Origin of the sequence: Streptomyces sp. 1114.5 (genome assembly GCF_003635085.1) — a bacterium.
In the GTDB taxonomy this organism is placed as follows: Bacteria; Actinomycetota; Actinomycetes; order Streptomycetales; family Streptomycetaceae; genus Kitasatospora.
In genome coordinates this window covers 320,708-343,895 of the sequence record NZ_RBXE01000004.1, presented here as the reverse complement: position 1 = coordinate 343,895, position 23,188 = coordinate 320,708, and the positions used below count along the sequence as shown (strand labels likewise).

24 protein-coding genes are annotated in these 23,188 nt (G+C 75.5%); 11 read left to right on the top strand and 13 right to left on the bottom strand.

The window, feature by feature from the left end:
* Position 1: 1 nt before the first annotated feature.
* Both BX285_RS36655 and BX285_RS36650 read right to left on the bottom strand, forming a co-directional pair.
* Positions 2 to 1,357, bottom strand: a complete 1,356-nt coding sequence (locus BX285_RS36655; protein WP_121179765.1) for a protein kinase domain-containing protein — start codon at positions 1,355 to 1,357, stop codon at positions 2 to 4.
* 118 nt (positions 1,358 to 1,475) lie between these two features.
* Positions 1,476 to 1,703 carry a hypothetical protein gene (locus tag BX285_RS36650; protein ID WP_121179764.1) on the bottom strand — a complete coding sequence of 76 codons (228 nt, stop codon included), beginning with the start codon at positions 1,701 to 1,703 and terminating at the stop codon, positions 1,476 to 1,478.
* Here BX285_RS36650 and BX285_RS36645 point away from each other — a divergent pair.
* Positions 1,702 to 3,201 (top strand): MFS transporter, encoded by a 1,500-nt coding sequence (locus BX285_RS36645; protein ID WP_183107373.1) that lies wholly within the window; start codon positions 1,702 to 1,704, stop codon positions 3,199 to 3,201. The two genes, BX285_RS36650 and BX285_RS36645, sit on opposite strands and share 2 nt — an antisense overlap.
* Before the next feature lie 169 nt (positions 3,202 to 3,370).
* On the opposite strand, the gene BX285_RS36640 is transcribed toward BX285_RS36645, so the two are convergent.
* Together BX285_RS36640 and BX285_RS36635 are read right to left on the bottom strand one after the other, a co-directional pair.
* Positions 3,371 to 4,228 (bottom strand): ABC transporter permease subunit, encoded by an 858-nt coding sequence (locus tag BX285_RS36640; RefSeq protein WP_121179763.1) that lies wholly within the window; start codon positions 4,226 to 4,228, stop codon positions 3,371 to 3,373.
* Positions 4,225 to 5,136 carry an ABC transporter ATP-binding protein gene (locus BX285_RS36635; RefSeq protein ID WP_121179762.1) on the bottom strand — a complete coding sequence of 304 codons (912 nt, stop codon included), beginning with the start codon at positions 5,134 to 5,136 and terminating at the stop codon, positions 4,225 to 4,227. Before BX285_RS36635 ends, BX285_RS36640 begins: the two co-directional genes overlap by 4 nt.
* 135 nt (positions 5,137 to 5,271) lie before the next feature.
* Between BX285_RS36635 and BX285_RS36630 the strand changes: the two genes are divergently transcribed.
* Together BX285_RS36630 and BX285_RS36625 are read left to right on the top strand one after the other, a co-directional pair.
* Positions 5,272 to 6,483, top strand: a complete 1,212-nt coding sequence (locus BX285_RS36630) for a sensor histidine kinase (protein WP_121179761.1) — start codon at positions 5,272 to 5,274, stop codon at positions 6,481 to 6,483.
* Positions 6,480 to 7,154: a response regulator transcription factor gene (locus BX285_RS36625; RefSeq protein WP_097234779.1), complete on the top strand. Its 675-nt coding sequence runs from the start codon at positions 6,480 to 6,482 to the stop codon at positions 7,152 to 7,154. Before BX285_RS36630 ends, BX285_RS36625 begins: the two co-directional genes overlap by 4 nt.
* A gap of 21 nt (positions 7,155 to 7,175) precedes the next feature.
* On the opposite strand, the gene BX285_RS36620 is transcribed toward BX285_RS36625, so the two are convergent.
* From BX285_RS36620 to BX285_RS36605, 4 genes are all read right to left on the bottom strand, one after another.
* On the bottom strand, positions 7,176 to 8,015 hold the full coding sequence (locus BX285_RS36620) for an SAM-dependent methyltransferase (RefSeq protein WP_121179760.1): 840 nt from the start codon (positions 8,013 to 8,015) through the stop codon (positions 7,176 to 7,178).
* Positions 8,016 to 8,177: 162 nt separating this feature from the next.
* Complete coding sequence (locus BX285_RS36615; RefSeq protein WP_179852654.1) at positions 8,178 to 8,927, bottom strand: hypothetical protein; 750 nt, start codon at positions 8,925 to 8,927, stop codon at positions 8,178 to 8,180.
* Between the two features lie 200 nt (positions 8,928 to 9,127).
* A complete protein-coding gene (locus BX285_RS36610) occupies positions 9,128 to 10,198 on the bottom strand; it encodes a DUF1648 domain-containing protein (RefSeq protein WP_259471029.1) in 1,071 nt (356 codons plus the stop codon).
* Positions 10,195 to 10,542 carry a GntR family transcriptional regulator gene (locus BX285_RS36605; RefSeq protein WP_097234776.1) on the bottom strand — a complete coding sequence of 116 codons (348 nt, stop codon included), beginning with the start codon at positions 10,540 to 10,542 and terminating at the stop codon, positions 10,195 to 10,197. The genes BX285_RS36610 and BX285_RS36605 overlap by 4 nt, the downstream gene beginning before the upstream one ends.
* Positions 10,543 to 10,726: 184 nt before the next feature.
* On the opposite strand from BX285_RS36605, the gene BX285_RS36600 reads away from it, so the two are divergent.
* Both BX285_RS36600 and BX285_RS37825 read left to right on the top strand, forming a co-directional pair.
* Positions 10,727 to 11,290: a universal stress protein gene (locus BX285_RS36600; RefSeq protein WP_121179758.1), complete on the top strand. Its 564-nt coding sequence runs from the start codon at positions 10,727 to 10,729 to the stop codon at positions 11,288 to 11,290.
* Between the two features lie 6 nt (positions 11,291 to 11,296).
* The gene (locus BX285_RS37825; RefSeq protein WP_179852653.1) at positions 11,297 to 11,449 is read left to right on the top strand and encodes a hypothetical protein; all 153 of its coding nucleotides are present in this window, start codon (positions 11,297 to 11,299) and stop codon (positions 11,447 to 11,449) included.
* Positions 11,450 to 11,719: 270 nt separating this feature from the next.
* Here the strand turns inward: BX285_RS37825 and BX285_RS36595 are convergent, their stop codons facing one another.
* Positions 11,720 to 12,763: a S1C family serine protease gene (locus tag BX285_RS36595; protein ID WP_121179803.1), complete on the bottom strand. Its 1,044-nt coding sequence runs from the start codon at positions 12,761 to 12,763 to the stop codon at positions 11,720 to 11,722.
* Positions 12,764 to 12,928: 165 nt separating this feature from the next.
* On the opposite strand from BX285_RS36595, the gene BX285_RS36590 reads away from it, so the two are divergent.
* Both BX285_RS36590 and BX285_RS36585 read left to right on the top strand, forming a co-directional pair.
* A complete protein-coding gene (locus tag BX285_RS36590) occupies positions 12,929 to 13,501 on the top strand; it encodes a hypothetical protein (RefSeq protein ID WP_121179757.1) in 573 nt (190 codons plus the stop codon).
* 122 nt (positions 13,502 to 13,623) lie between these two features.
* Complete coding sequence (locus BX285_RS36585; RefSeq protein ID WP_121179756.1) at positions 13,624 to 14,622, top strand: right-handed parallel beta-helix repeat-containing protein; 999 nt, start codon at positions 13,624 to 13,626, stop codon at positions 14,620 to 14,622.
* Between the two features lie 15 nt (positions 14,623 to 14,637).
* Here the strand turns inward: BX285_RS36585 and BX285_RS36580 are convergent, their stop codons facing one another.
* The 4 genes from BX285_RS36580 to BX285_RS36565 form a co-directional block, all read right to left on the bottom strand.
* On the bottom strand, positions 14,638 to 15,903 hold the full coding sequence (locus tag BX285_RS36580; RefSeq protein WP_121179755.1) for an NAD(P)/FAD-dependent oxidoreductase: 1,266 nt from the start codon (positions 15,901 to 15,903) through the stop codon (positions 14,638 to 14,640).
* Between the two features lie 197 nt (positions 15,904 to 16,100).
* Positions 16,101 to 16,532, bottom strand: a complete 432-nt coding sequence (locus tag BX285_RS36575; RefSeq protein ID WP_097234771.1) for a nuclear transport factor 2 family protein — start codon at positions 16,530 to 16,532, stop codon at positions 16,101 to 16,103.
* Positions 16,533 to 16,539: 7 nt separating this feature from the next.
* Entirely contained in the window at positions 16,540 to 17,343 is an 804-nt protein-coding gene (locus BX285_RS36570) for an MBL fold metallo-hydrolase (RefSeq protein ID WP_121179754.1), read from the bottom strand.
* Positions 17,344 to 17,464: 121 nt separating this feature from the next.
* Positions 17,465 to 18,769 carry an MFS transporter gene (locus tag BX285_RS36565; protein WP_121179753.1) on the bottom strand — a complete coding sequence of 435 codons (1,305 nt, stop codon included), beginning with the start codon at positions 18,767 to 18,769 and terminating at the stop codon, positions 17,465 to 17,467.
* A 101-nt stretch (positions 18,770 to 18,870) separates the two neighbouring features.
* Here BX285_RS36565 and BX285_RS36560 point away from each other — a divergent pair, with 101 nt between their 5' ends.
* The 4 genes from BX285_RS36560 (at position 18,871) to BX285_RS36545 (ending at position 23,184) form a co-directional block, all read left to right on the top strand.
* On the top strand, positions 18,871 to 19,965 hold the full coding sequence (locus tag BX285_RS36560; protein WP_121179752.1) for a DUF5937 family protein: 1,095 nt from the start codon (positions 18,871 to 18,873) through the stop codon (positions 19,963 to 19,965).
* Between the two features lie 50 nt (positions 19,966 to 20,015).
* Positions 20,016 to 20,897, top strand: coding sequence for a PhzF family phenazine biosynthesis protein (locus BX285_RS36555; RefSeq protein ID WP_121179751.1), 882 nt, complete (start codon positions 20,016 to 20,018; stop codon positions 20,895 to 20,897).
* A 97-nt stretch (positions 20,898 to 20,994) separates the two neighbouring features.
* Positions 20,995 to 22,245, top strand: coding sequence for a phosphotransferase (locus BX285_RS36550; protein ID WP_121179750.1), 1,251 nt, complete (start codon positions 20,995 to 20,997; stop codon positions 22,243 to 22,245).
* Positions 22,246 to 22,254: 9 nt separating this feature from the next.
* A complete protein-coding gene (locus tag BX285_RS36545) occupies positions 22,255 to 23,184 on the top strand; it encodes a LysR family transcriptional regulator (protein ID WP_121179749.1) in 930 nt (309 codons plus the stop codon).
* Positions 23,185 to 23,188 lie beyond the last annotated feature (4 nt).

The window sequence follows — 23,188 nt, the reverse complement described above, 5'->3', positions numbered from 1 at the left end:
TTCACGGGATCGTGAAGGTGTTCAGCGCGGTGGCGAGGACGGGCTGGTAGGCGGCCCAGTCGGACTCCGGGGTGGAGAGGTAGACGGTGTACTCGGTGCCGTTCGGGGCGAGGAAGGACTGCGCGCCCAGGTGGGCCGAGCCGAAGGTGAACTCCCAGGAGGCGCCCGGGTTGCCCTGGTAGGTGTTGGTGCGCAGGTCGATCCGGGAGTAACCGCCCTGCTGGGTCAGTGACCGCTCGATCTGGAGGAAACCGTCGAGGGGGGCCTGTCCGGCCGGGTTGGGGACGACGGTGAATCGCAGGATGTGGCCACGGTTGTCCGGCGAGTAGTCGCCGGCGCCCATGCCGTTGTCGGTCCTGGTCCAGCCGATGGGCGCCGCGAAGCTGAAACCCGCCGGGTCGGTGGTCCGGACGTAGCCGGGCGGCACCTCGGCCCCGGGGGTCTGCGCCGGGGTGCTCGGCGCCGGGGTGCTGGGGGCCGGGGTGCTGGGCGCCGCGGGCGACGGCGACTCGGTGGCCGGCGGGGGAGTGGTCGGCGACGGGGTGGTGGGCGTCGTCGTGGGCGTCGCGGGTGTGGTCTGCGGAGCCGACGGTTCGGTGCTCGGCGGCTGGACGCCCGACGGCGGCCCGGTCGCCGACGGAGGCACCGACGGGCTCGCCGTGCCCGCCTGGTGGTGCGTCCCCCCGCGGCCGACCAGCAGGAACACCACCCCGCCGAGCACCGCCAGCGCGAGGACCAGGGCCGCCACCCACACCCCGGGCCGCCGCCGCGCCCCCGCCGCCCGGGGAGCCGGTGGTCCGGTCGGCGGCCCGGCCGGTGCCGCAACCGCGACCGTCTCGCGGGCCGGCAGCGCCTCGGCCGTCGCCGGGCCGACGGTCAGGCCCGCCGCCACCCGGTCGAGCATGTGCCCGGTCCACTCCGCCCCCGGTCGCTGCCCCGGGTCCGGGCGCAGCAGCGACGCGATGACCGGCGCGAGCGTCCCGGCCCGCCGGGGCTCCGGCGGCCGCTCCGCCGGGCCCGGCCGTCTGCCGGGGAACGGCGGCCGGCCCTCGACGGCCGTGAACAGCGTGGCACCGAGTGACCACAGATCCGTCTCCGGGCCTGGCGCCCGCCCGGCGGTCCGCTCCGGGGCCAGGTACTCGGGATCCCCGTCGTACGGGCCGTTCGCGAACTCGGCGAGTACGGCCCGCCCGCCCTCCAGCTGCACCCGGGCCGGCTCGACAGCCCCGTGCACCAGCCCCTCCCGGTGCCCCCGGACGAGCGCGGCCAGAACCTGCGCGCCGACCCGGGCCGCGTCCCGGGGCGCCAACGGCCCGTCGGCGGCGATCACCTCGGCGAGGCTCCGCCCAGTGCTCATCGTCCCGCTCCCACCGTGCCTGGACCCCCACGGCCAGTCTTCCGCCCGATCCCCCCACCGGCCATCGGGCGCCGGGAGCGGACCCTTTCGGGACGGGGGCGATGGTCGGACCTCGGCATCACACCTTCGCGCCGTTCTGCGAAGGGTCGTGGGCCGGGAGGCCGTAGGCCAGGTCCTCGGTGAGCAGGCGCCAGGCGATGGCGTCGGCGGCGGTGCGCAGTCGTGGGCTGCGGGGGCGGCCGGCGTCGGCGTCGAGGCGGGCGTTGAGCCAGTCGGACCAGGCGCGGGCGGGGGGTACGGCCCGGGTGGCGGGGCCCGGTGGGCCGGGTGACGATGAGGCTCCCATGACCGTCCAGCCTCCGCGCGGCACCGCGCACTCGGACCCGCCCGGCGCCTCCGCCGCCGGAGGGCGGGCCGACGCACGGCGCTGGCGGGCGCTCGCGGTCTGCCTGGTCGCCGGGTTCATGACCCTGCTGGACGTCAGCATCGTCAACGTCGCCCTGCCGACCGTACGGGCCGGGCTGCACATGTCGGAGAGCGGACTGCAGTGGGTGCTCAGCGGCTACGCGCTGGCCTTCGGCCTGGTGCTCGTCCCGGCCGGGCGGCTGGGCGACGCGCGCAGCCGGCGGGCCGTCTTCCTCACCGGGCTCGCCCTGTTCACGGCGGCCAGTGCGCTGGCCGGCGCGGCACAGGACCAGGAGTGGCTGGTGCTGGCCCGGCTGTTCCAGGGCGCGGCGGGCGGCGTGCTCGTCCCGCAGGTCTCCGGCTTCATCCAGACCCTCTTCCAGGGCCCCGAACGGGGCCGGGCCTTCGGCGCGCTCGGCGCGACCATCGGGCTGTCCACCGCCGTCGGCCCGCTGCTCGGCGGCCTGCTGATCCACCTGTTCGGCCCGCAGGACGGCTGGCGCTGGGTGTTCCTGGTCAACCTGCCGATCGGCGTCGCGGCCCTGCCGATCGCCCACCGGCTGCTCCCGCCGCCCCCGCCCGCCGCCGAGCGGGCCGGGCACCGCGACTTCGACCCGGTCGGCGTGCTGCTGCTCGGCGCCGGGACGGTGGCGCTGCTGCTGCCGTTCGTCCAGGAGAAGCAGTGGCACAGCCCGGCCCGCTGGCTGCTGCTGCCGGTGGCGGTGCTGCTGCTGGCGGCCTTCGTCGGCTGGGAGACGCACTACGCGCGGCGGCGGGAGCCGCTGGTGAACATGGCGCTGTTCCGGGTGCGCCCGTACGCGGCGGGGGTGTTGCTGTCGCTGGTGTACTTCGCCGGGTTCACCGCGATCTTCTTCATCTTCACGCTGTACCTGCAGGCGGGCCTGCACTACTCGGCGCTGGCGGCGGGCGTGGCGATCACCCCGTTCGCGGTCGGCTCGGGCGTGGCCGCGGCGGTGGGCGGGCGGCTGGTGAGCCGGCTCGGTCGGCGGCTGGTGGTGGCCGGGCTGCTGCTGGTGCTGGCCGGCCTGCTGGCCTCGGCGCTCGCGGTGCAGTGGTGGTCGGGGCCGTGGGTGGGCTGGACGACGGCGCTGCCGCTGCTGGTCGCCGGGGCGGGCAGCGGGCTGGTGATCTCCCCGAACCAGACGCTGACCCTGCAGTACGTGCCGGTCGCCCGGGCGGGCAGCGCGGGCGGCGTGCTGCAGACCGCGCAGCGGGTCGGTTCGGCGGTGGGCATCGCGGTGGTCGGCTCGGTGTTCTTCGCCCACGCCGGCGGCCGAAACCCGGACTGGGCGCTCGCCTTCCAACTGGGCGTCACGGTCGCGGCGGGCCTGGTGCTGGTGGCGCTCCTGGTGGCGGTCGCGGACACGGTGGCGGGGCGGCCTCCGCAGCGGCGGGACGCGGCAGGGGGCGGGTCATGACCGACGGGACTGCGGCGGCCGGGATCGGGGCGGACAGGACTGAGGCGGCCGGGGCCCCGCCGGTCCGGCCGGCCGCCCGCCGGCACGGGGGGCGTGCCGCGGGCGCTCAGCCGGGCCGAGCGGGCTCCGGGGAGCATCGCGGCCTTCCGAGCCGCGCGGGAGGTCGGGCTCAGTGGTCCCGGCGGCGGATGACGACGGCCGCGACCGCCAGCGAGACGAGCGGCCACACCAGGTAGGTGATCCACGCGCCCGCGACCGTGGCCGGGTAGTCCGTCGGACGCCGGTGCGCCAGGGAGATCAGCGCCAGCCGGTTCCAGGCGGCGAGCGGCATGGCGTGCAGCAGGTCGGCGCTCCAGCGGTAGGTCTCGGTGAAGAACGACGGGAGGACGAAGAGCACCAGCACCACACCCACCACGGCGGCGGCGGTGTGCCGGACCACCACGCCCAGACCGAGCCCGACCAGCGCGCAGACCGGGCCGAACAGCGCGGCGGCGGCCACGTACCGCAGGGCGAGCGGATCGGTGACGGACTGCCCGATGCCGAGCCCGGACAGGATCGCCTGGCCGGCGCCGAAGGAGACGCCCGCGGTGAGCACGCCGAACCCGAGCATGACCGAGGCCAGCACGCACGCCTTGGCGAGCAGCACCGCGCGGCGGTCCGGGACGGCCGCCAGGGTCGTGCGGATCAGCCCGGTCGCGTACTCGCCGGCGATGACGATCACGCCGACGGCGCCCGCGACGAGCATCAGGATGGTGGCGGAGGCGTTGATGTAGGAGTCGTTCAGCGCCACTTGGGCCATGGCCGCCGGATCGCCGTCGCCCGGTACGTAGTGGTCGCGGGTGTACAGCGCGGACTTGAGGTTGGCGGCGACGATGACCAGGGCGCTCAGTCCGAGCACCCAGGGGATCGAGCGCAGCGACCAGAACTTGATCCACTCGGCGGCGAGGAGGTCGGAGAAGCGGGCGCGCGGCTCGGGGCGGGCAGTAGGGGCGGTGGGGACGGTCCGGTCGAGGGTCGTGCTGCTCATCGGGGCTCTCCGGCGGGGTATTCGACGCTGTCGGCGGTCAGTTCCATGAACGCCTCCTCCAGGGAGGCGCCGCGGGTGGTCAGGGTGTGCAGCAACAGGCGGTGTTCCAGGGCGAGTTCGCCGATCCGGGTGGCGTCCGGGCCGGTGACCTCCAGGTCGCCGGCCGGGCCGGGCCGTACGGTGGCGCCCGCGGCCGTCAGTACGGCGACCAGCCGGTCGGGTTCGGCGGCCCGGACGGTGACGGTGGCCCGGCCGGCGCGGGCGGCGAACTCGGCCAGGCTCTCGTCGGCGATCAGCCGGCCGCGTCCGATCACCACCAGGCGGTCGGCGGTGTGTTCCATCTCGGCCATCATGTGGCTGGAGACGAAGACCGTCCGTCCCTCGGCGGCGAGGCGCCGGAACAGCCCGCGCACCCAGAGCACGCCCTCCGGGTCCAGCCCGTTCAGCGGCTCGTCGAAGAGCAGCACGGGCGGATCGCCGAGCAGCGCACCCGCGATGCCCAGGCGCTGCTTCATGCCGAGCGAGTAGCCGCCGATCCGCCGTCCGGCCGCCCCGGCCAGCCCGACCTCCTCCAGCACCTCCTCCACCCGCCCGGCCGGGATGCGGTTGCCGCGCGCCAGCGCCCGCAGGTGGGCCCGGCCGGTGCGCCCGCCGTGCACGTCGCCCGCGTCCAGCAGGGCGCCGACGTGGCGCAGCCCGCGCGGCCGGCTGCGGAAGGGCACCCCGTCCACGGTGACGCTGCCCGCGGTGGGGGAGTTGAGGCCCAGGACCATCCGCAGGGTGGTGGACTTGCCGGCGCCGTTGGGGCCGAGGAAGCCGGTGACATGGCCGGGGCGGACGGTGAAGGTGAGGCGGTCGACGGCGGTGGTGCGGCCGTACTGCTTGGTCAGCCGGGTGACTTCGATCATGGGTCCAACGGTGCCGGGACGGGCTGCACCACCGCATCGGACCGGCGCTGACACCGGCTCACCCCGGCTGTCACCCCCGGATGTACAACCACGGTCCGATGACGCAGCCGTCGCCCCTCGTTACGATCTTGAACCATGCCTTCGACCACCTCCCCGCCGCTGTTCCGGCGCGTCCCGCCCGAGGTCTGGGTCGGACTCGCGTGGTGCGCGGCCGCCGCCTACCCCGCCGTCCTGCTCGGCAGCACGGCCCGGCAGTACGGCGGCGCCGCCGCACACGGCGGCCTGGCGTTCACGCTGGCCGACACGGCGGTGGCCTTCACCGGCGCCGCCCTGGTGCGCCGGCTGCCGGTGCTCTCGGTCGCCCTGTTGCTGATCGCCACCTGGACGGAGACCGACGGCTGGGCCGGGGGCACCCAGGTGCCGCCGGCCGCGCTGCTCGCCGTGGACGCCGCGCTCTGCCTGATCACCGCCACCCAGCCGCGGCGCACGTCGCGGGCCGCGTTCACCCTGGTCATGGTCTTCCTGGTGCTGCACATCGGCCTGGTGCGCGGCAACACCGTCGGGATCTTCACCGGCACCCACATCGGCTCCGCCGACGGCGCGGCGCTGCTCGCGCTGGTCGCCTGGCTGGTCGGGCGCTCGGTGCGGCAGAACCGGGAGCACGCCGAGGCGTTGAGCACCCGGGCGGCCGCCGAGGCGGTCACCGCCGAACGGCTGCGGATCGCCCGCGAGATGCACGACACCGTCGCGCACAGCCTGGGCATCGTCGCCCTGCAGGCGGGTGCCGCCCGCCGGGTCATCGACAGCCGGCCCGAGCGGGCCAAGGCGGCGCTGGGCGAGATCGAGGCCGCCGGGCGGGACACCCTGGCGGCGCTGCGCCGGATGCTGGTCGCTCTGCGCCGCGCCGACGGCGAGGCCTCGGCGACCGCCCCGCAGGGCCTGGCCGACCTCGACCGGCTGGCGGAGGCCACCACCGCGGCGGGAGTGCGGGTGGAGGTCCGGCGGTTCGGCGACCAGGAGCCGCTGCCGCCGGAGGTGGACCTCGCTGCCTTCCGGATCGTCCAGGAGTCGGTCACCAACGTGGTCCGGCACGCGGACGTCCGCGCGTGCGTCGTCTCCGTCGACCGCCGCACGGCGGGGGAGCTGTCCGTCGAGGTGACCGACCGGGGCCGGGGCCACGGCACCGCCCCGGGCAGCGGCGTCGGGCTGGCCGGGCTGCGCGAGCGGGTCGCCCTGCTGCACGGCGGGTTCGAGGCCGGGCCGCGTCCCGGCGGCGGGTTCCGGGTCGCGGCCACGCTGCCGGTCCCGGCCGCCGTTCCCGCAGCCGGGGCGGAGGCACGGGCATGATCCGGGTCATCCTGGCCGACGACCAGCCGCTGGTGCGGGCGGCGCTGGAGATGGTGATCGCGGAGACGGCCGACGTCGAGGTGGTCGGTGAGGCGGGCACCGGGGCCGAGGCCGTCCGGCTGGCCGCCGAACTGCGCCCGGACGTCGTGGTGATGGACATCCGGATGCCCGGCATGGACGGCATCGAGGCCACCCGGCTGGTGACCGCCGCCGACGGCCCGACCAGGGTGGTGGTGCTCACCACCTTCGACGAGGACGAGCACGTCTACGCGGCGCTGAGCGCGGGGGCGTCCGGGTTCCTGGTCAAGGACATGGCGCTGGACGACATCCTGGGCGCCGTGCGGGTGGTCGCCGCCGGGGACGCCCTGATCGCCCCGAGCGTGACCCGGCGGCTGATCGGCGCCTTCGTCGGCGGCCGGCCGCCGCAGCCGGGGACCGCCGCGGTGACGCCCGCCCTCCGGCGGCTGGAGGCGATCACCGGGCGCGAGCGGGAGATCCTCACCCTGGTCGGCCGCGGCCTTTCCAACCCCGAGATCGCCGCCGAACTGGTGCTCAGCATCGCCACCGTCAAGACCTACATGACCCGGCTGCTGGCCAAGCTCGACGCCCGCGACCGGGTGCACCTGGTCATCCTCGCCTACGAGGCGGGCCTGGTGACCGTCCCCGGCTGACCAGGCCTGCGTCCTGACGACTCACCGCTTGATCGCCACGCCCGCGTACATCGCGATGTCCCGGTCGCGGACGGGTGCGGCGTCGGCGTCCGGGCGCCAGTGGTGGACCAGGGTGACGCCCGGGTCGAGCAGGTCGTAGCCGGTGAAGAAGGCCTCGGTCTCGGCCTTGTCGCGGATCTGCAGCGGGATGCCGCGCGCGTTGTACTCCCGGCCGACACCTCCCACGCCCACCGGGTCGGTGTCGCCGGTGAAGACCGTCAGGGCGAGGAAGCTGCCGGGCGCCAGGGCGTCCATGAAGCGGCGCACGATGCCCTGCGGGTCGTCCGAATCCAGCACGAAGTGGACGATCGCGATCAGCGACAGCGCCACCGGCTGCGAGAGGTTCAGCACCTCGCGCAGCCGGGGGTCGTCGATGATCGACTCCGGGTCGCGGAAGTCGGCGTCCACGTAACAGGTGCGGCCCTCGGGCGTGCTGGACATCAGCGCCCGCGCGTGGGTCAGCACGATCGGGTCGTTGTCCACGTACGCGACCCGCGCCCCGGGGGCGATCGCCTGGGCGATCTCGTGCACGTTCGGCGAGGTGGGGATGCCGGTGCCGATGTCCAGGAACTGCCGCACGCCGTACTGCTCGGTGAGGTGGCGCACCGACCGCTGCATGAAGTCGCGGGTGGTGCGCATCGAGATCGGCAGCGAGGGCCAGGCCCGCACCGAGGCGTGCGCCGCGGTCCGGTCCGCCTCGAAGTTGGTCTTGCCGCCGATCAGGTAGTCGTAGACGCGGGCGGAGTGCGGGACGTCCATCCGCAGGTCCACCGGGGAGTGCTCCTCCTGCGGACCGCGCTCCGCCCGGACCTCGTTCGCCATGCTCGCCCTCCCGTGGGGAATCCCGTCACCGGCCGCCCGGGGCGGCGGTCCTTGGAGCGCATGGTAACGGCCATCGGTACGACGAGATGATGAACCCTCAGTCTGAGCCTTCAGGCTGAGCCCTCGGTTTGAGCCCTCGGTCTGAGTCCTCGGTCTGAGCTCTCAGGCTTGGGCCTCCGGCTGGCTCGCCTCCACCGCCCGAGCGCCCGGCTGCCGGGGGACGGCGGCCGGGTCGGACTCGCGCCGGCCGTGCCGCGCGAGTTCGAGCGCGGCGCCGAGCCAGGCCACACCGAACGCCCAGGTCGCCAGCCACTCGCACAGGTACAGCGGCCGGATCTCCCAGCCCTTGCCGATGCCCGTCGCCCCGGCCACGACGGAGAGCAGCAGCGCGACCAGGATCACGACCCCGGCCGTCAGGTAGGCGGCACCGACCGCGGCCGGCTGGGTCGATCGTGGGTTGCGGAAGGAGTAGAGGCAGAACATCGCCAGCATGACGAACAGCAGGCTCGCGAAGACGAGATGGAACACCCCGACGGTGCGCTCGATGTCCGAGGCGTCCGACGGGGAGGTCGGGCACAGCGCGACCCCGACCGCGAAGAACCCGGCCGCCGTGCTCCAGCGGTCGTCCCGGCGGTCGAAGCGGTAGCAGATCAGGAACACCCCGAGGGCGCACAGGGCGCCGACGAAGACGTTCCGGGTGTCGGTGTAGTACGAGGCGCTCATCGAGCCCGGCCAGTAGCCGTCGGTGCTGCGCCCCGTAACCAGGGCGGCCAGCCAGTTGCCGAACGGCAGGGCGACCGGCAGCAGGATGCCGATCAGTCCGACGCCGAGGCGCAGGAATGTGACGGTCCGTTCGTCCTGGACGCCCCGCCGGGCGTCCGCTGGGTTCTGCGTGCGTGAGTCGTGCGTCACGGACGCCTCCTTGCCTGGGTGCGGGCGCTTGAGCCCGCGCACTTCTCGGGCCGCGGGGGACAGGACGGGGGCGGTGTCGACGGCACCGCCTGACCTGAGCGGCCGTCAACTGGTGTACCCGCATCGACGTTCGAAGCACCACCGAATGGAGTGGTTTAGGACGTATCCGGTGACCCCGGGCCCGTGACCGGTGGTCCGGCTCAGCCCGTCGGCTGCCCGCTGCGCGCGATCAGCGCGTTGAGCAGGGCAGCGCCGCGTTCGGCGTCGTCCACGCTGACGGCGAACTCGGCGCCCTGGCGGGTGCGCACCACCAGGCAGGCGCCCCGGCGCAGCATCACCGTGGTGCCGCGGCTGTTGATCCGGTAGCCCCAGCCGCCCGCCTGGGCGGCGGTGCGCTCCTCGGCGCGCGCCGAGACGAGGTCTTCGGGAGCCCAGTGCCGGGCGGGCCGGCCGAACGGGCCGAAGCCGACGGTCAGGCCCCGGGAGGTCACCCTGGCCTGCACCGAGGAGCAGGCGAGGACGGCGAGGGCGGGGAGCCCGAACGACAGCGCGATCGACCAGTCCGGCCCGGCCAGTCCGCTCGCGGCCGTCAGCGCGCCCGCCACCGCGGCCAGCCCGAGCACGGCGGCGAGCAGCTGCAGCCAGGGGTTGGCGGCCCGCGACAGCCAGACGAACCGCTCGCCCGCCGGCACCTGCAGCACCGGCGACCCGGCCGCCGGACGCTGCTCGGCCGGGCCCGCGTTCCGCCGGCCCGCCAGCCAGGCCAGCGTCGTGGCCCCGGCGGTGGCCAGCATGATCAGGACCACCTCGATGCCCATCGGCGCGGCGTCCTGCCAGCGGACGCGGTCCAGGTTGGCGTGCACGATGGAGGTCTGGGCCCCCGTCAGCAGCACGCCGCCGCCTGCCAGCACCGCCGCCGCCGCGCCGGGCGTCCGCAGGTCCCAGTAACGCCGGGCGAGCGCCGAGAGCGCCACCAGCACCAGCCACAGACCCGCCGGGAACAGCACCGCCGCCGTCAGCGACATCGAACCGTCCGGATCCCGCCCTCCCCAGTGCGTGGCCAGCGGGTCCGGCAGCCGGTGACGCGCCGCCAGCGGCAGCGCGACCAGCAGCGCCAGCACGCCGACCGACCAGACCGCCGCACCCCAGAGCGCCCCCCGGCGTGCACCCCGACGCGCCGGCTTCCCGGCCCCGGGCTGCACCGTTCCTGCTCCCTCGTCCGTCACACCTTCGCCCGTCGCGCCTTCGTCCGTCGCGCCTTCGTCCGTCACGACATCCCCCTGATCATCTCCACGAGATCGTTCCTGCTGTAGCCGGACCTGGCCGCGTCGGCGACCAACTGCCGCACCCGCTCGACCAGTTCGGAGCGGGTGTCGGCGCCGGCCGCGATCGTGATGCCCCGGCCCCGGCGGAACTCCAGCAGCCCCTCGTCGCGCAGTGCGCGCAGCCCCCGCAGGACGGTGTTGCTGTTCACGCCCAGGGCCCGGGAGAGCTCCCGGGCCGGGGGCAGCTTGTCCCCCGGGGCGCACTCGCCCTCGGCGACGGCCCGTCTGATCGCACCTGCGACCTGTTCGTGCAGCGGTCGGGTGTCCCCGACGTCCAGCTTCAGCAGCATGATGCTAGTGACGATAGCACCATTCATGTCATCTACCGCGCTGCCCCCGCGCTCCCGCCACGCCCGTATGGAGAGCGTTCGAAACGCCGTACCGGACGTCAGGAAGGCGTCAAGGAGTGCCGGTGCGCGGCCCGGGCACGGGTTGGCTGGAGGGGCACCGGCAACCACGAGACGAGGACGGACCATGCACGGCAGCGGGCAGCACGAGGGCAGCACGGCACCCAGGGCGGTGGTCGGGGTCAGCGGCTCACTGGGCAGCCTGGCGGCGCTGCACCGGGCCGCGGCCGAAGCCCGGGAGCGCGGCGCGGAGCTGCTGCCGGTCCTCGCCTGGGAACCGCCGGGCGGTGAGCTCGGCTACCGGCGCTCGCCCTGCCCGCCGCTGCTCGCCGCCGTCCGGGAAGCCGCCGAACAGCGCCTGCACGACGCCCTCGACGAGGCCTTCGGCGGCGCCGACCCCGGCCTGCCGCTGCGCCCCGTGGTCATCCGGGGCGAGACCGGCCCGGCCCTGGTCCAGGTCGCCGACCGGCCCGGCGACCTGCTGGTCCTCGGGCGCAGCGGCGGCCTGCTGCGCCGCCGGCTGCGGCGCTCGGTGTCCGGCTACTGCGCGCGCCGGGCCGGCTGCCCGGTGCTGACCGTGCCGGTGCCGGAACTGCTCGACCAGCTGCACGAACTGGAGGCACTGCACCGCCGCGCCCGCTGGCACCTGCCGGCCGGCCCGGCGACCGGACTCCTCGCGGCGAGGCGGTAGCCGGCGGTGAGGAAGCACTCGGCCCACCCCGGCGGCACCCGGTACCGGCCCGGGCAGCAGCGGCTGCCGGTCGCCACCTCGGACCCGGCCGCCCTGCCCACCGCACTGCCACGCGGCACCGTACGCGCCGCACCGCTGCGCCTGGACCGCCCGCTCTGAGCGCGCCCCGAACGGCCCGCCGCCGACCGCGAACGCCCGGCGGCGGACCACACCGAACACCCGGGACTCCGGCCGGTACTCCGGAGCCCCGGCGAACCGGTGGAAAACAGGGGGCGGGGCGCGCGGGCGGTCGCAGGTTCGGACACCGGGGCCGCCCGTACGGACGGCCCCACCGGGACCACCCCGCGCGCCCCGCCGAGACACGGGCTCCCGCCGAGACACGGCCCAGGGCCGCCCGGAGAACGCGTAGCGCCCGGGCCTGAATGGCGGCTAGTCGTCCGAGGGCAACTCCGCCGGGACGGCGATGACGTCGACCAGGGCCTCGCCGCGCAGCACCGTGAGCGCCAGTGGACGGTTGATCGCGTCGGCCAGCATCAGGCGCTGCAGGGACTGCGCGCTGCTCATCGGCTCCCCGGAGGCGGTGAGCAGCAGGTCGCCCTCGTGCAGGCCGGCGCGGTCGGCGGGGGCGCCGTGGACCACCTCGACGATCCGCAGGCCGGCGCGCTGCCCGGTGCGGTGGCGCAGGGCGGGCGGCAGGGGTGCGGGCACCCCGGCCAGGCCCAGGTAGGCGCGGCGGATCCGGCCCTCGGTGAGCAGGGCGGCGATGATCTGCCGGCTGGTGGCGTCGATCGGTACGGCCAGGCCGAGCCCGTTCCCGGCCACCGCCGTGGTGATCCCGACGACCTCGCCGTTCGCGGTGGTCAGCGCGCCGCCGGAGTTGCCGGGGTTGAGGGCGGCGTCGGTCTGGATGACGTTGTCGATGATGCGCACGGTGCTGCCGGAGCGGGCGGGCAGCGAGCGGCCGAGCGCGCTGACCACGCCGGCGGTGACCGTTCCGGCCAGCCCGAGCGGGTTGCCGACGGCGACGACCAGCTGTCCGACCCGCAGCGCGGTCGCCTCGCCGAGGCTGACCGGGGTGGGGGTCGCGCCGTCGGCGCGCAGGACGGCGAGGTCGGAGAGCGGGTCGGCGCCGATGGTGTGGAACGGGGAGGTGGTGCCGTCGGCGAAGGCCAGCGTCCCGGCGTCGGCGTGGCCGACGACGTGGGCATTGGTGAGCAGGAAGCCGTCCTCGGTGAAGACCACCGCCGAGCCGAGCGCGGTGCTGAACCAGCCGCCACGGCCGCGCCGCGGGACCTGGACTGCGGCCACCCGGGGCGTCACGGTGGCGGCCACGGTGGTGACGATCCCCGAGTAGGCGTCCAGCGCCTCCGCCGCGCTGTGGCCGCGGCCGTCAGGGGCGTGTCCGTCAGGGGCGTGTCCGTTCGGGACCTGTTCGTCCGGGGCGTGTTCCGGCCCCGGGAGTGTGTCGGCCACGGTGCTCACCCCTTTCGCCGGCGCGAGTTCTCCCGGTGCCAACAACGGCGTGCCGTCGAAGCTTCCGCCGCCGTTCCTGACGCGGACTTGACGCGCGGCCGACTACAAAAGAAAGGCAAAGCGTGCGTAAGGTATGCGCAAAGTCATCTCTGTGGGGAGGGTCTGATGGACACCGTGCCGGAGCCGGGCGAGGAGCCGACCGCGCTGGACCCGCTGCTGGTTCCCACCCGGGACGCACTGCTCGGCGGCCGCCCGCACCGACCGCCCCGCTGGAAGCGGCTGTGGAAAGCGGGCGCGGCCGCCCCGGCACCGTCGTCGGAGTGGATCCGGCGGGAGGCCGACGGGCAGGCCCAGCGCCTCGGCCGCCGGACGCCCGGCACCGAGCACGTCCTGCTCGCCGTCCTGGCCGTCCACGAAGTCCTGGGCCACCAGCCCCGGTCGCAGCCGCAACCGCAACCGCTGCCGGACGTGGACGACAGCGGCGGCGAACTGCTCGCCCGGCTCGGCCTCGACTACGCCCGGGCCCACGCGGCCCTCACCGCCGGGACGGTCGTGCTGCCCGCCGACCCCCGCTCCGTCGAGGCCTACCTGGACGGCGCGGCCCCCGGTCCGCTGGTGCGGCTGCTGCTGGACGAGGACACCCGGGCCCGCCGCCTGGCCGAGTCCCTGGTCGGAGCACTGGACGGACCCCCGGACGGGGCCCCGAACGGAACCCCGCTCGCCGACCGGAGCCGGTAGCGCGGCGGGACCGGTAGTGCGGTGGAACCGCCGTCGGCACTCTTGACGCTCTGGAATGGTCCAGTCCACTCTGGCTGACGGCATGTTCCTGCCACTTCCGACCGTCGCAAGGAGCACCGTCCGTGAAGCCGCAGTCCCCGCCGGTCCTCGGCGCCGCCCTCACCGCCCTCGGGGCCCTCCTCCTCGGCGCGGTCGCCGTCGCGGTCGCCGCCCCGTCCGCGGCTCGGGCCCCGGCGCCGGCCGTGGTCAAGGTGAGCACCGCCAAGCAGCTCCAGGCCGCGCTCGCCGCCGCCGCGCCCGGCCAGACCATCCAGCTCGCCGACGGCACCTACTCCGGCGCCTTCCGGGCCACCGTGCCCGGCACCGCCGCCGCCCGGATCACCCTCACCGGCTCCGCCAAGGCCGTCCTCACCACCCCCACCGGCGGCGGCTACGGCCTCCATCTCGACGGCGCGAGCTACTGGACCGTCCAGGGGCTGACCGTCACCGGCGCCCAGAAGGGCATCATGGCGGACGCCGCGGACTACGTGGTGCTGGACGGCGTGACGGTCCACCACACCACCATGGAGGGGGTGCACTTCCGCAACTCCAGCGCCCACGGCACGCTGCGCGGCTCGCGCATCCACGACACCGGCCTGAACCGGGACGGCCTGGGCGAGGGCGTCTACGTCGGCACCGCCAACACCCTCACCGACCACAGCGACTACGTGCAGATCACCGGCAACACCTTCGGGCCCGGCATCGGCGCCGAGAACGTCGACCTCAAGGAGGGCACCACCGGCGGCCTCGTCTCCGGCAACACCTTCGACGGCGACGGACTCACCGGCCGCAACTACGACGACTCGTGGGTCGACGTGAAGGGCAACGGCTACGTCATCGAGAACAACACCGGCAGGCGCACCACGAACGACGGCTACCAGACCCACAGCGTCCAGCCGGGCTGGGGCTGCGGCACCGTCTTCCGCGGCAACCGCTCCGACCTCACCGGCGCCTCCGGGGCCGACCGCTACGCGATCGACGTCACGAACTACGACGCCGCCACGTGCAGGGTGACGATCGGCGCGGGCAACACCGTCACCGGGGGCCGGGGCCTGGTGAACCCCGGGATCCCCGTCGGTTGATCGGTACGGCCCGTGCTACAGCTCCCCGAGCGGTACGTCCGGGTCGGCCAGCGCCTTGGTGTCCACCACCCGCCCCGAGCGCACCAGTTCGCGGATCGGGTCGGTGACGTCCCAGACGTTGACGTTCATCCCCGCGCGCACCCGGCCGCCGGAGAGCCAGAACGCGATGAACTCGCGGGCGGCCGGGTCGCCGCGGAACACCACCCGGTCGTAGCCGTCCGGCTCGACGTAGCCGACGTACTCCGCACCCAGGTCGTACTGGTCCGTGAAGAAGTAGGGGACACGGTCGTAGACGGCGTCCGGCTGCCCGAGCATCGCCCGGGCCGCGGTGCGCGGCTGGTTGACGGCGTTGGCCCAGTGCTCGACCCGGATGTGCCGGTCGAACAGCGGGTGGTAGGCGTTGGCGGCGTCGCCGGCCGCGAAGACGTCCGGGTCCGAGGTGCGCAGCTGCCGATCGGTCTTGATGCCGTTGTCGACCTCCAGTCCGGCGGCCTCCGCGAGCCCGGTGGCGGGGGAGATGCCGATGCCGACCACCACCGCGTCGGCCGCCACCGTCGTCCCGTCGCCGAGCCGCACGCCGGTCACCGTGCCGCGGTCGCCGGTCAGTTCGGCCACCTTCACCCCGAAGCGCAGGTCCACGCCGTGCGCCCGGTGCAGGTCGGCGAAGACCTGGGCGACCTCCCGGCCGAGCACCCGCAGCAGCGGCAGTTCGAGCGCCTCCAGCACCGTCACCTCGGCGCCCGCCTCGCGGGCCGCGGCCGCCACCTCCAGGCCGATCCAGCCCGCGCCGACCACCGCGATCCGGGCGCCGGGGCGCAGCGCCGCCCTGATCCGGTCGCTGTCCTCGACCCGGCGCAGGTAGAGCACGCCGTCCTGGTCGGCGCCGGGCACCGGCAGGCGGCGCGGCACCGAGCCGGTGGTCAGCAGCAGCTTGTCGTACTCGATGCGGCCGTCGTCGGCGAGCGTCACGGTGTGCCCGGCCGGGTCGATCGAGGTCACCGCCGTGCCCAGGCGCAGCGTGACGTCCTGCTCCCCGTACCACTGCGGCGGGTGGACGTAGATCTTCTCCCGGGACGTCTTGCCCTGCAGGTAGCCCTTGGACAGCGGCGGCCGCTCGTACGGGCGTTCGTGCTCCTCGCCGATCAGGACGATGCCGCCCCGGTACCCGGCCTCCCGCAGCGCCTCGGCCGCCTTCGCGCCGCCCAGGGACGCGCCGACGATGACGATCGGGCGGCCCTGCCCGCGGTTCGTCCCGGTGGTGCCGTTGTCCGTGCCCGCCATGCTCGACTCCTCGTTCTCCGGTCGTTCTCCGGCCGTGGATCCGGGGCCAGCCTGCCGCCGTCCGGGTGGTGTGTCGAGACGGCGGCGGGCGCGCCGCGCCCCGCTCGCCCGTACGGGTGAACGGGGCGCCGGGGCGGCCTCGGGCGGATCCCGGGCGAGGCCTCCGGCGGGCCTCAGGAAGGGCCTCGGGAAGGGCCTCAGGCGGTCATCGCCGCCCTGACCAGCGCGGTGTCGGTGAACTGCTCGAAGCGGACGATCCGGCCGCCGCGCACGGTGAAGTGGTGGGCGACCCTGACCGCGAGCGGCTTCCCGGTGGCTTTGTGGACGGCCGTGTAGCGGGCCAGCACCACGACGTCCTCGCCGTCCACCACGTAGGTGTCGTCGTGCGCCGTCCAGTCGTCCCACTCGGCGGCCAGCCGCTCCATCACGTTCGTGGTGACGCCCTTCGGGGTGCGGTAGGTGCCGGCCAGCGGGAAGCCGGCCATCTCGGTCCACTCGACGTCCTCGGCGAGCGTGGCGCGCAGCGCGGCGAGGTCGCCCCGGGCGGAGGCCAGGTACTGGCGGCGCACCACGTCGGCGGGGGCGGCGGACTCGGCGAAGGCGGAGACGTCCCTGGGGATCTCGATCATCGTCCGCTCACCCCCACGCCATCTCGCCCGTGACGACTTTGGTGCCGATGTCCACCGCGATCCGCAGCCCCAGCTCCGGGAAGCGCCGCTCCAGCGCCTCCTTCGCCGCGGCCGCGTCGGCGGCCCGGCCGATCTCGGTCTCGAAGGCGCGCAGGTAGGCACGGGTGTGGTCGACGGCGTTCAGGTCGGTGGGCGCGCCCGCGGTCCGGTGGCCGGCCGCCACCCAGGTCGGGTGCAGCGCCTCGATGCCGTCCAACAGGTCGATCCAGGCGGCCCGTTGGGAGGCGGTCGGGGTGTCGGCCGTCCACACGTGCAGGCCCTCGAAGAGCAGCACCCCGCCGAGCACGGCGCGGTGGTGGTGCTGCCAGAGGTAGTGCCGGTCGGGCAGGTGGAAGTCGGCGCCGCGCACCTCGAAGCGGTGGCCCTCGAAGACGATCTCGTCGCTCGGCAGCACCTCGGGCCGCACCAGCCGGGTGGGCAGCTCGGGGCCCAGGTGGGCCCAGGCGCGCAGCTTGGCCTCGTACGTCTCCTGGATGTGCTCGACGGTCGAGGCGGTGGCCAGGAACCGGGCCTGCGGGAAGGCGTCCTGGATCTCCTGGGCGCCGAAGTAGAAGTCCGGGTCGCCGTGGCTGATGAACACGGTGGTCAGCCGCTTGCCGGAGGCCTCGACCCGCTCGACCAGGCGGCGGCCGTCGGAGCGGGTGAACCCGGCGTCCACCAGCAGGGCGTCCCGCGGGCCGGTGACCAGGACGGAGGTCTTGTTGAGCGAGCTGTCGGGGCTGTCGACGATGTCGAAGTCGAGTGCACTCACGTTGACCAGTCCTTCCTCTGACGCACGCCTCGCCGCCAGCATCGGCGTTGGGCGCGGCGCCCGCATCCGGAGGAGGCGGACCGCGCCTCGGGCGGGTGCGGAGCCGGAGCCACGGCCGGGGCTACCGCGCCGGGCCCAGCCGCAGCACCGCCAGCGCCCCCAGCGCGGTGGCGGCCGCGAGCGGCACCCACAGCGCGGCCGGGCCGGCGGCCGGCAGCGCGGTCAGCACGGCCGGAGCGGCCGCCCGGCCCACGCCCATCGACAGCTCCCAGCGCGCCAGTGCCCGCCCGAGCAGGTGCGGCGGGGCGACCGCCGCCACCAGCGCCGTGCCCGAGCCGGTGTAGAGGATCTCACCCAGCGTGTACAGCACCGAGACCACCGCGACCCCCGCCGCCCCCGACGTGCCGCCGAGCGCCCCGGCCGCCCAGAAGCCCAGGTACGAGACCGCCAGCAGCGCCCCCGAGGCCGCCAGGACGGCCCGCCGCGAACGGTCCGCCAGCCGCAGCACCAGCGCCAGCTGCAGGGCGATCACCAGCACCGTGTTGCCCACGAACAGGCCCGAGGACCAGGCCGGGGAGGCGTGCAGCTGCAGCACCAGCAGTGCCGGCAGCGCCACCTCCAGCACGTCGAAGCAGAACGCGTACGGCAGGTTGGCCAGGCTCAGCAGGGTGATCCGGCGCAGCGGCTCGCGCCGCTCCTGCGACGTGCCGGGCTGCGCCGTCTGCGCAGCCCGTACCCGCAGCGAGCCGACCAGGCAGGCCGCGCTCAGGCAGGCCGCGCCGGTCACCCCGGCCAGCAGCCGGATCGCGCCCGCCCCACCGGACACCGCCACGGTGGCCAGCAGCGCGCCCGCGCCCAGCCCCGCATTGCGCACCGCCCGACCGGCGGCCAGCGCCGCGTCCCGGTGCCGCCCCTCGGTCAGCGTGCTCACCACCGCCGCGTGCGTGGTCGGCCAGGACTGGCTGCCCACCCCGAACAGCACCGCGGCCGCCGTGAACCCCGCCAGGCCGTCCGCGAGCAGCAGCGCCAGCGCACCGGCCGCCCGCAGCAGCAGCGTGACGGCGGCGGGCAGGGTGCGGGCACCGCGGTCGATCCAACGGCCGGTCAGCGGCACCACCAGCAGACCCGCGACCATCCCCGCCGACAGCGCCAGACCGACCGCACCCGCTCCCAGATGCAGCATCCCGACCCCGTACAGCAGCAGGAACGGCCGCAGCATCCCGCCGCCCACCGCGTCCACCGCCAGCGCGACGGCGTACCGGGGCCCGCCGGCAGCGGTCAGCAGGCGCAGCGACTGCCCGGCCGAGCCGAGCAGCCCGAGCAGCGCGGCCGGGCCCCGGCGGCCGGCGCCGATCGGCGGGGCGGGCGACAGGCCGTCGCGGACGGCGGCGTGGTCATGGACGGACTTCTCCTGGATCAGGCTCATGGCCGCTACCGTCCGCCCCGGCACGGCCGCCCGGCACGCCGATTGACGGTTCCCGTCAATCGGCGGGAGACGGCCTCGGGCGGGGTGACAGGATCCCGTGCGTGAGTGTGACCATCGACATCACCGGCCTGCCCGACGAGCGCCTGCTCTTCACGCCGTCCCCGCTCGCCGAGCTGAACGCCATGCTGCACGTGCTCGCCGAGCCCGCGCACCACCCCGCGCTGCACGGCTGGGCGAGCAGCACCACCGCCACGATCCCGCCGGAGCTGTCCGAGCGGCTGCTGGAGGCCGACTTCCTCTGGCGCTCCTCGCGCGCCGACTTCCTCGTCCCCGGCCTGCCCGGCGCCACCCTCGCCGACGAACTCGACGCCGTCGACCGGATCGACGACGAGCTGTACGTCACCGGAGCCCTCATCACCACCTGCGGCTCCTCCCGGCTCGCCCGCGCAGCCTCCCCGCTCACCGACCCCGCCGCCAACGAGCGCGCCCGCGAACTCGCCCTCGCCCGCGGCCCCCGGCAGGCCGCCTTCGCCGACCGGCTGCTCGCCGACCCGCCCGCCGTCCGGGCCCTGGTGCGGCGGATGCTGGAGGACTGCGAGTCCGCGTTCTTCGCCGACGCCTGGCGGCGCGTCTTGCCCGCCCTCGCCGCCGACGCCCGGCACAAGGCCGACCTGCTCGCCCACCGCGGCGCCGCCGAGGCCGTCGCCGCTCTGTCGCCGGCCGTCGGCCTCGAACAGGGCGAGGACGGGCGGCGCCGGATCGTCATCGACAAGCTGCAGGACAACACCACCAGCGCGGTCGACAACGGCGGCGTCACCTTCATCCCCACCGTCTTCGGCCGCCCCCACCTGCTCGTCGTCCACGCCGCCGGCTGGCGGCCCGTCCTCCAGTACCCGGCCGCCGAGGCCGACCTGCCCGAGCCGGTCTCGCTGGCCCTCGTCCAGCAGCGTCTGGAGGCACTCGCCCACCCCGTCCGGCTGCGCCTCGTCCGCACCATGGCCCGCGGCCCGCACACCACCGGCGAACTGGCCGCCGCCTGGCAGCTCAGCGCGCCCGAGGTCTCCCGCCACCTGGCGGTGCTGCGCAAGGCCGGGCTGCTCACCACGGAGCGGCGCGGGCGGTACATGCTCTACCAGCTCGACCTGGCGGGCAGTGCCCGGCTCGGGTCGGACTTCCTGGAGGCGGTGCTGCGGTGACCGATCGGGGGACCGGGAACACCGGCCGTGCGGAACGCGTTCGTCCGGGCATGACTGACGACGCCTCCACCGACGCCGCTGCCGCCGCCGAGCCCGCGATCCTCCGCTACGCCGCCTTCGCCGCCCGCCCCGAGGGCGGGAACCCGGCGGGCGTCGTCCTCGACGCCACCGGGCTGACCGAGCAGCGGATGCTCGCCGTCGCCGCCGAGGTGGGCTACTCCGAGACCGCCTTCCTGACCGCGGGGGCGACGGAAGGGGCGTACCGGGTACGGTACTTCAGCCCGCTCGCCGAGGTGCCGTTCTGCGGGCACGCGACGGTCGCCTCCGCCGTCGCCCTGGCCGAGCGCACCGGCCCCGGGCGGTACGTCTTCACGACGGCGGCCGGGGACGTCCCGGTCGAGGTCGAGCGCGGCGCCGACGGGCTGCTGCGGGCCACCCTCACCAGCGTCGAGCCGAAGGTCGAGGACGTCCCGGCGGCCGACGTCGAGCAGGCGCTCGCCCTGCTCGGCTGGTCCGCCGCCGACCTGGACCCGGCCCTGCCGCCGCGGATCGCCTACGCGGGCGCCCGGCACCTCGTCCTCGCCGCCGGCACCCGCAGCCGACTGGCCCGGCTCGACTACGACTTCGACGGCCTGGCGGACTTCATGCGGGCCCGCGACCTGGTCACCCTCCAACTCGTCTGGCGCGAGGCCGCCGAGGTCTTCCACGTCCGCGACCCGTTCCCGGTCGGCGGCGTGGTCGAGGACCCGGCCACCGGCGCGGCCGCGGCCGCCTTCGGCGCCTACCTGCGCGAGCTGGGCGCGGTGGCGGCCCCGGTGGTGCTGACGCTGCACCAGGGCGAGGACCTGGGCCGGCCCGGCGTGCTGAGCGTCGAACTCCGGGCGGAGGACGCCCGGGTACGGGTCTCCGGCACGGCGGTCGCGATCGGGTGAGGTAGGGCGCCGTCAGGGCGAGGGCTGCGGCAGGACCTGCGGAGGGCCTGCCCTAAATCGTTCGACTGCGCCCGCCCCGATGGGTGAGGCTGCTCCGATGCAGAGCACGAGCAGCCGGACCGTGACGGTCGATCTCACCCATGGCGACGAGTACTTCGGGCAGCTGGGGCCCTTCGGGGTGGACAGCCCCTGGTGGTCCTCCGTGGCGGAGGTGGTGGCGCGGGCGACGGAGGCGGCCGGTGTGCCGGTGCTCGTGGCGCGGCTGGTCGAGGGGCACGGTGGAACCCCGGGCAGCGGTGGGCGGGTGCGCTACCACGCCGAGGCGCTGGAGCGGCCCGGGGGCCTCGACCCCCGTGTGCCGGACGGCGACACGGCCGCCCGGCTGGGCCCGGCCGAACGGCGTGCCGCCTGGGCCACGCCCGGCGGCCTGCGCGAGGCGCTGGCCTGGGCGGAGTCGGCACTCGCCCGGGCGGGGCGCCCGCAGGCCGGGCCGGCCCGGCAGATCCGCACCTGGAACCTGTCCGGCCTCTTCCGCCTCCCGGTGGCCGGGGGCGCCGACGCCTGGCTGAAGACCACCACACCGGCCTTCAACGCCGCCGAGGGTGCGGTCATCCGGCTGTTCGCCGACGCCGATCCGACGCTCGTCCCGACCGTCCTCGCCGCCGACCCGGCGGCCGGCCGGCTGCTGCTCGACCACGTGCCCGGCGAGGACGGCTGGGGCCCGTCCGCCGAGACCGTCGCCGAGGTGGTGCCCCGGCTGGTGGCCGCCCAGGCGGCGCTCGCCGACGGCCGGGCCGCTGCCGCCGGACTGCGCGACCGCACGCCCGGTGCGCTGCTCGCCGGGCTGGCGGCGCTCGCGGACCGGCTCCCCGAGGAGACCGACCTGAGCGCCGGGGAACGGGCCGCCGTCCGCGCTCTCATCGCCGAACTTCCCGCTCAGATAGCGGAGTTGGTCGCCCGCGGCCTGCCCGAGACGGCGCTGCACGGCGACTTCCACCCCGGCAACTGGCGCTCCGACGGCAGCCGCCCGGCCACCGTGATCGACTTCGCCGACGCCTGCCTCGGCCACCCCGCGCTGGACGGGCTGCGCCCGCGCGCCTACCTCTCGCCGGAGGCCTGGCAGCACCACACCGAAGTGTGGGCGCAGGCCTGGCGCCGGCACGCCCCCGGCTCGGACCCGCTGCGCGCCCTGGAGCTGGCCGAGCCGCTGTACCACCTGTCGTACGCGCTGCGGTACCAGGAGTTCCTGGATCACATCGAGCCGAGCGAACGCCCGTACCACGCCGGCGATCCGGCCGCCGAGCTGCGCGCCGCCCTGGCCTGCGCCGGGGCGCGGGGCCGCGCATAGACTGCCGAGGTGGAACGACCGACGCCAGGCGAGGCGGGCCCCGGGCCCCACGGGCTTCCGGTGCTTCCCGAGTTGCCGTTGCAGGAGCTGGAGTGCTTCGCCGTCCTCGTCGAGCAGTTGCACTTCGGGCGGACGGCGCAGCGCCTGGGCCTGTCCCAGAGCCGGGTCTCGCAGCTGGTCAAGCGTCTGGAGAACCGGGTCGGTGCCCCGCTGTTCCGGCGGACCAGCCGGCGGGTCGAGTCGACCGAGCTGGGGCGGGCGCTGGCCGAGCAGGTGGTGCCCGCCTTCGCCCGGCTCCGGGAGGGCTTCGCCGAGGCCCGGGCCCGGGCGGCGACCGCCCGGCCGCTGCGGCTGGGCTTCCAGTGCGCGGTGTACGAGCCGGTGGCCCGGGCGATCGCGAGCCTGCCGGAGGGTGCCGCCCGGCTGGTCGAACTGCCCTGGTCGGACCCGTTCTCCCAGCTCGCCCGGGGCGAGGTCGACCTGGCCATCGTGCTCGCCCCCTGCCGGGAGCCGGGCTTGGAGGTGCTGCTGGAGTTCTCCCGGCAGCCGGTGTACCTGGCGGTCTCGGCCGCGCAGGTGCCGGTCGGGGCGGGCGGCGTGAGCGGCGAGGAGCTGGCCGCGCTGCCGCTGATCGAGCCGCGTGGCCCGGCGCCCGAGTACTGGCGGGAGGCGAACGCGCCCCGGCGGACGCCCGGCGGGCGGGAGTTGGCGTACGCGGCGGGTGCCGTCACCCTCCAGGAGGGCCTGTCGATGGTGGCCGGCACCCGCCGGGGGCTGCTGCTGTGCGAGCGCAGCACGACGTACCTCCAGCGGCCGGACGTCCGCTTCCTGCCGGTGCCGGAACTGGGGCCGACCAGCCTGGAGGTGGTGCAGCACCAGCGGCGGCCGCACCCTTTGGCGGAGGCCTTCGTCGAGTTGCTGGTCAAGCACGTCGACTGAGCCG

What these genes read in the sequence shown, in the direction of transcription:
- BX285_RS36580 (WP_121179755.1), bottom strand. Translation starts at nt 15,903, where the DNA reads ATGGCGGGCACGGACAACGGCACCACCGGGACGAACCGCGGGCAGGGC.
- BX285_RS36645 (WP_183107373.1), top strand. Translation starts at nt 1,702, where the DNA reads ATGACCGTCCAGCCTCCGCGCGGCACCGCGCACTCGGACCCGCCCGGC.
- BX285_RS36600 (WP_121179758.1), top strand. Translation starts at nt 10,727, where the DNA reads ATGCACGGCAGCGGGCAGCACGAGGGCAGCACGGCACCCAGGGCGGTG.
- BX285_RS36640 (WP_121179763.1), bottom strand. Translation starts at nt 4,228, where the DNA reads ATGAGCAGCACGACCCTCGACCGGACCGTCCCCACCGCCCCTACTGCC.
- BX285_RS36620 (WP_121179760.1), bottom strand. Translation starts at nt 8,015, where the DNA reads ATGGCGAACGAGGTCCGGGCGGAGCGCGGTCCGCAGGAGGAGCACTCC.
- BX285_RS36605 (WP_097234776.1), bottom strand. Translation starts at nt 10,542, where the DNA reads ATGCTGCTGAAGCTGGACGTCGGGGACACCCGACCGCTGCACGAACAG.
- BX285_RS36655 (WP_121179765.1), bottom strand. Translation starts at nt 1,357, where the DNA reads ATGAGCACTGGGCGGAGCCTCGCCGAGGTGATCGCCGCCGACGGGCCG.
- BX285_RS36565 (WP_121179753.1), bottom strand. Translation starts at nt 18,769, where the DNA reads ATGAGCCTGATCCAGGAGAAGTCCGTCCATGACCACGCCGCCGTCCGC.
- BX285_RS36550 (WP_121179750.1), top strand. Translation starts at nt 20,995, where the DNA reads ATGCAGAGCACGAGCAGCCGGACCGTGACGGTCGATCTCACCCATGGC.
- BX285_RS36575 (WP_097234771.1), bottom strand. Translation starts at nt 16,532, where the DNA reads ATGATCGAGATCCCCAGGGACGTCTCCGCCTTCGCCGAGTCCGCCGCC.
- BX285_RS36590 (WP_121179757.1), top strand. Translation starts at nt 12,929, where the DNA reads ATGGACACCGTGCCGGAGCCGGGCGAGGAGCCGACCGCGCTGGACCCG.
- BX285_RS36635 (WP_121179762.1), bottom strand. Translation starts at nt 5,136, where the DNA reads ATGATCGAAGTCACCCGGCTGACCAAGCAGTACGGCCGCACCACCGCC.
- BX285_RS36650 (WP_121179764.1), bottom strand. Translation starts at nt 1,703, where the DNA reads ATGGGAGCCTCATCGTCACCCGGCCCACCGGGCCCCGCCACCCGGGCC.
- BX285_RS36625 (WP_097234779.1), top strand. Translation starts at nt 6,480, where the DNA reads ATGATCCGGGTCATCCTGGCCGACGACCAGCCGCTGGTGCGGGCGGCG.
- BX285_RS36630 (WP_121179761.1), top strand. Translation starts at nt 5,272, where the DNA reads ATGCCTTCGACCACCTCCCCGCCGCTGTTCCGGCGCGTCCCGCCCGAG.
- BX285_RS36555 (WP_121179751.1), top strand. Translation starts at nt 20,016, where the DNA reads ATGACTGACGACGCCTCCACCGACGCCGCTGCCGCCGCCGAGCCCGCG.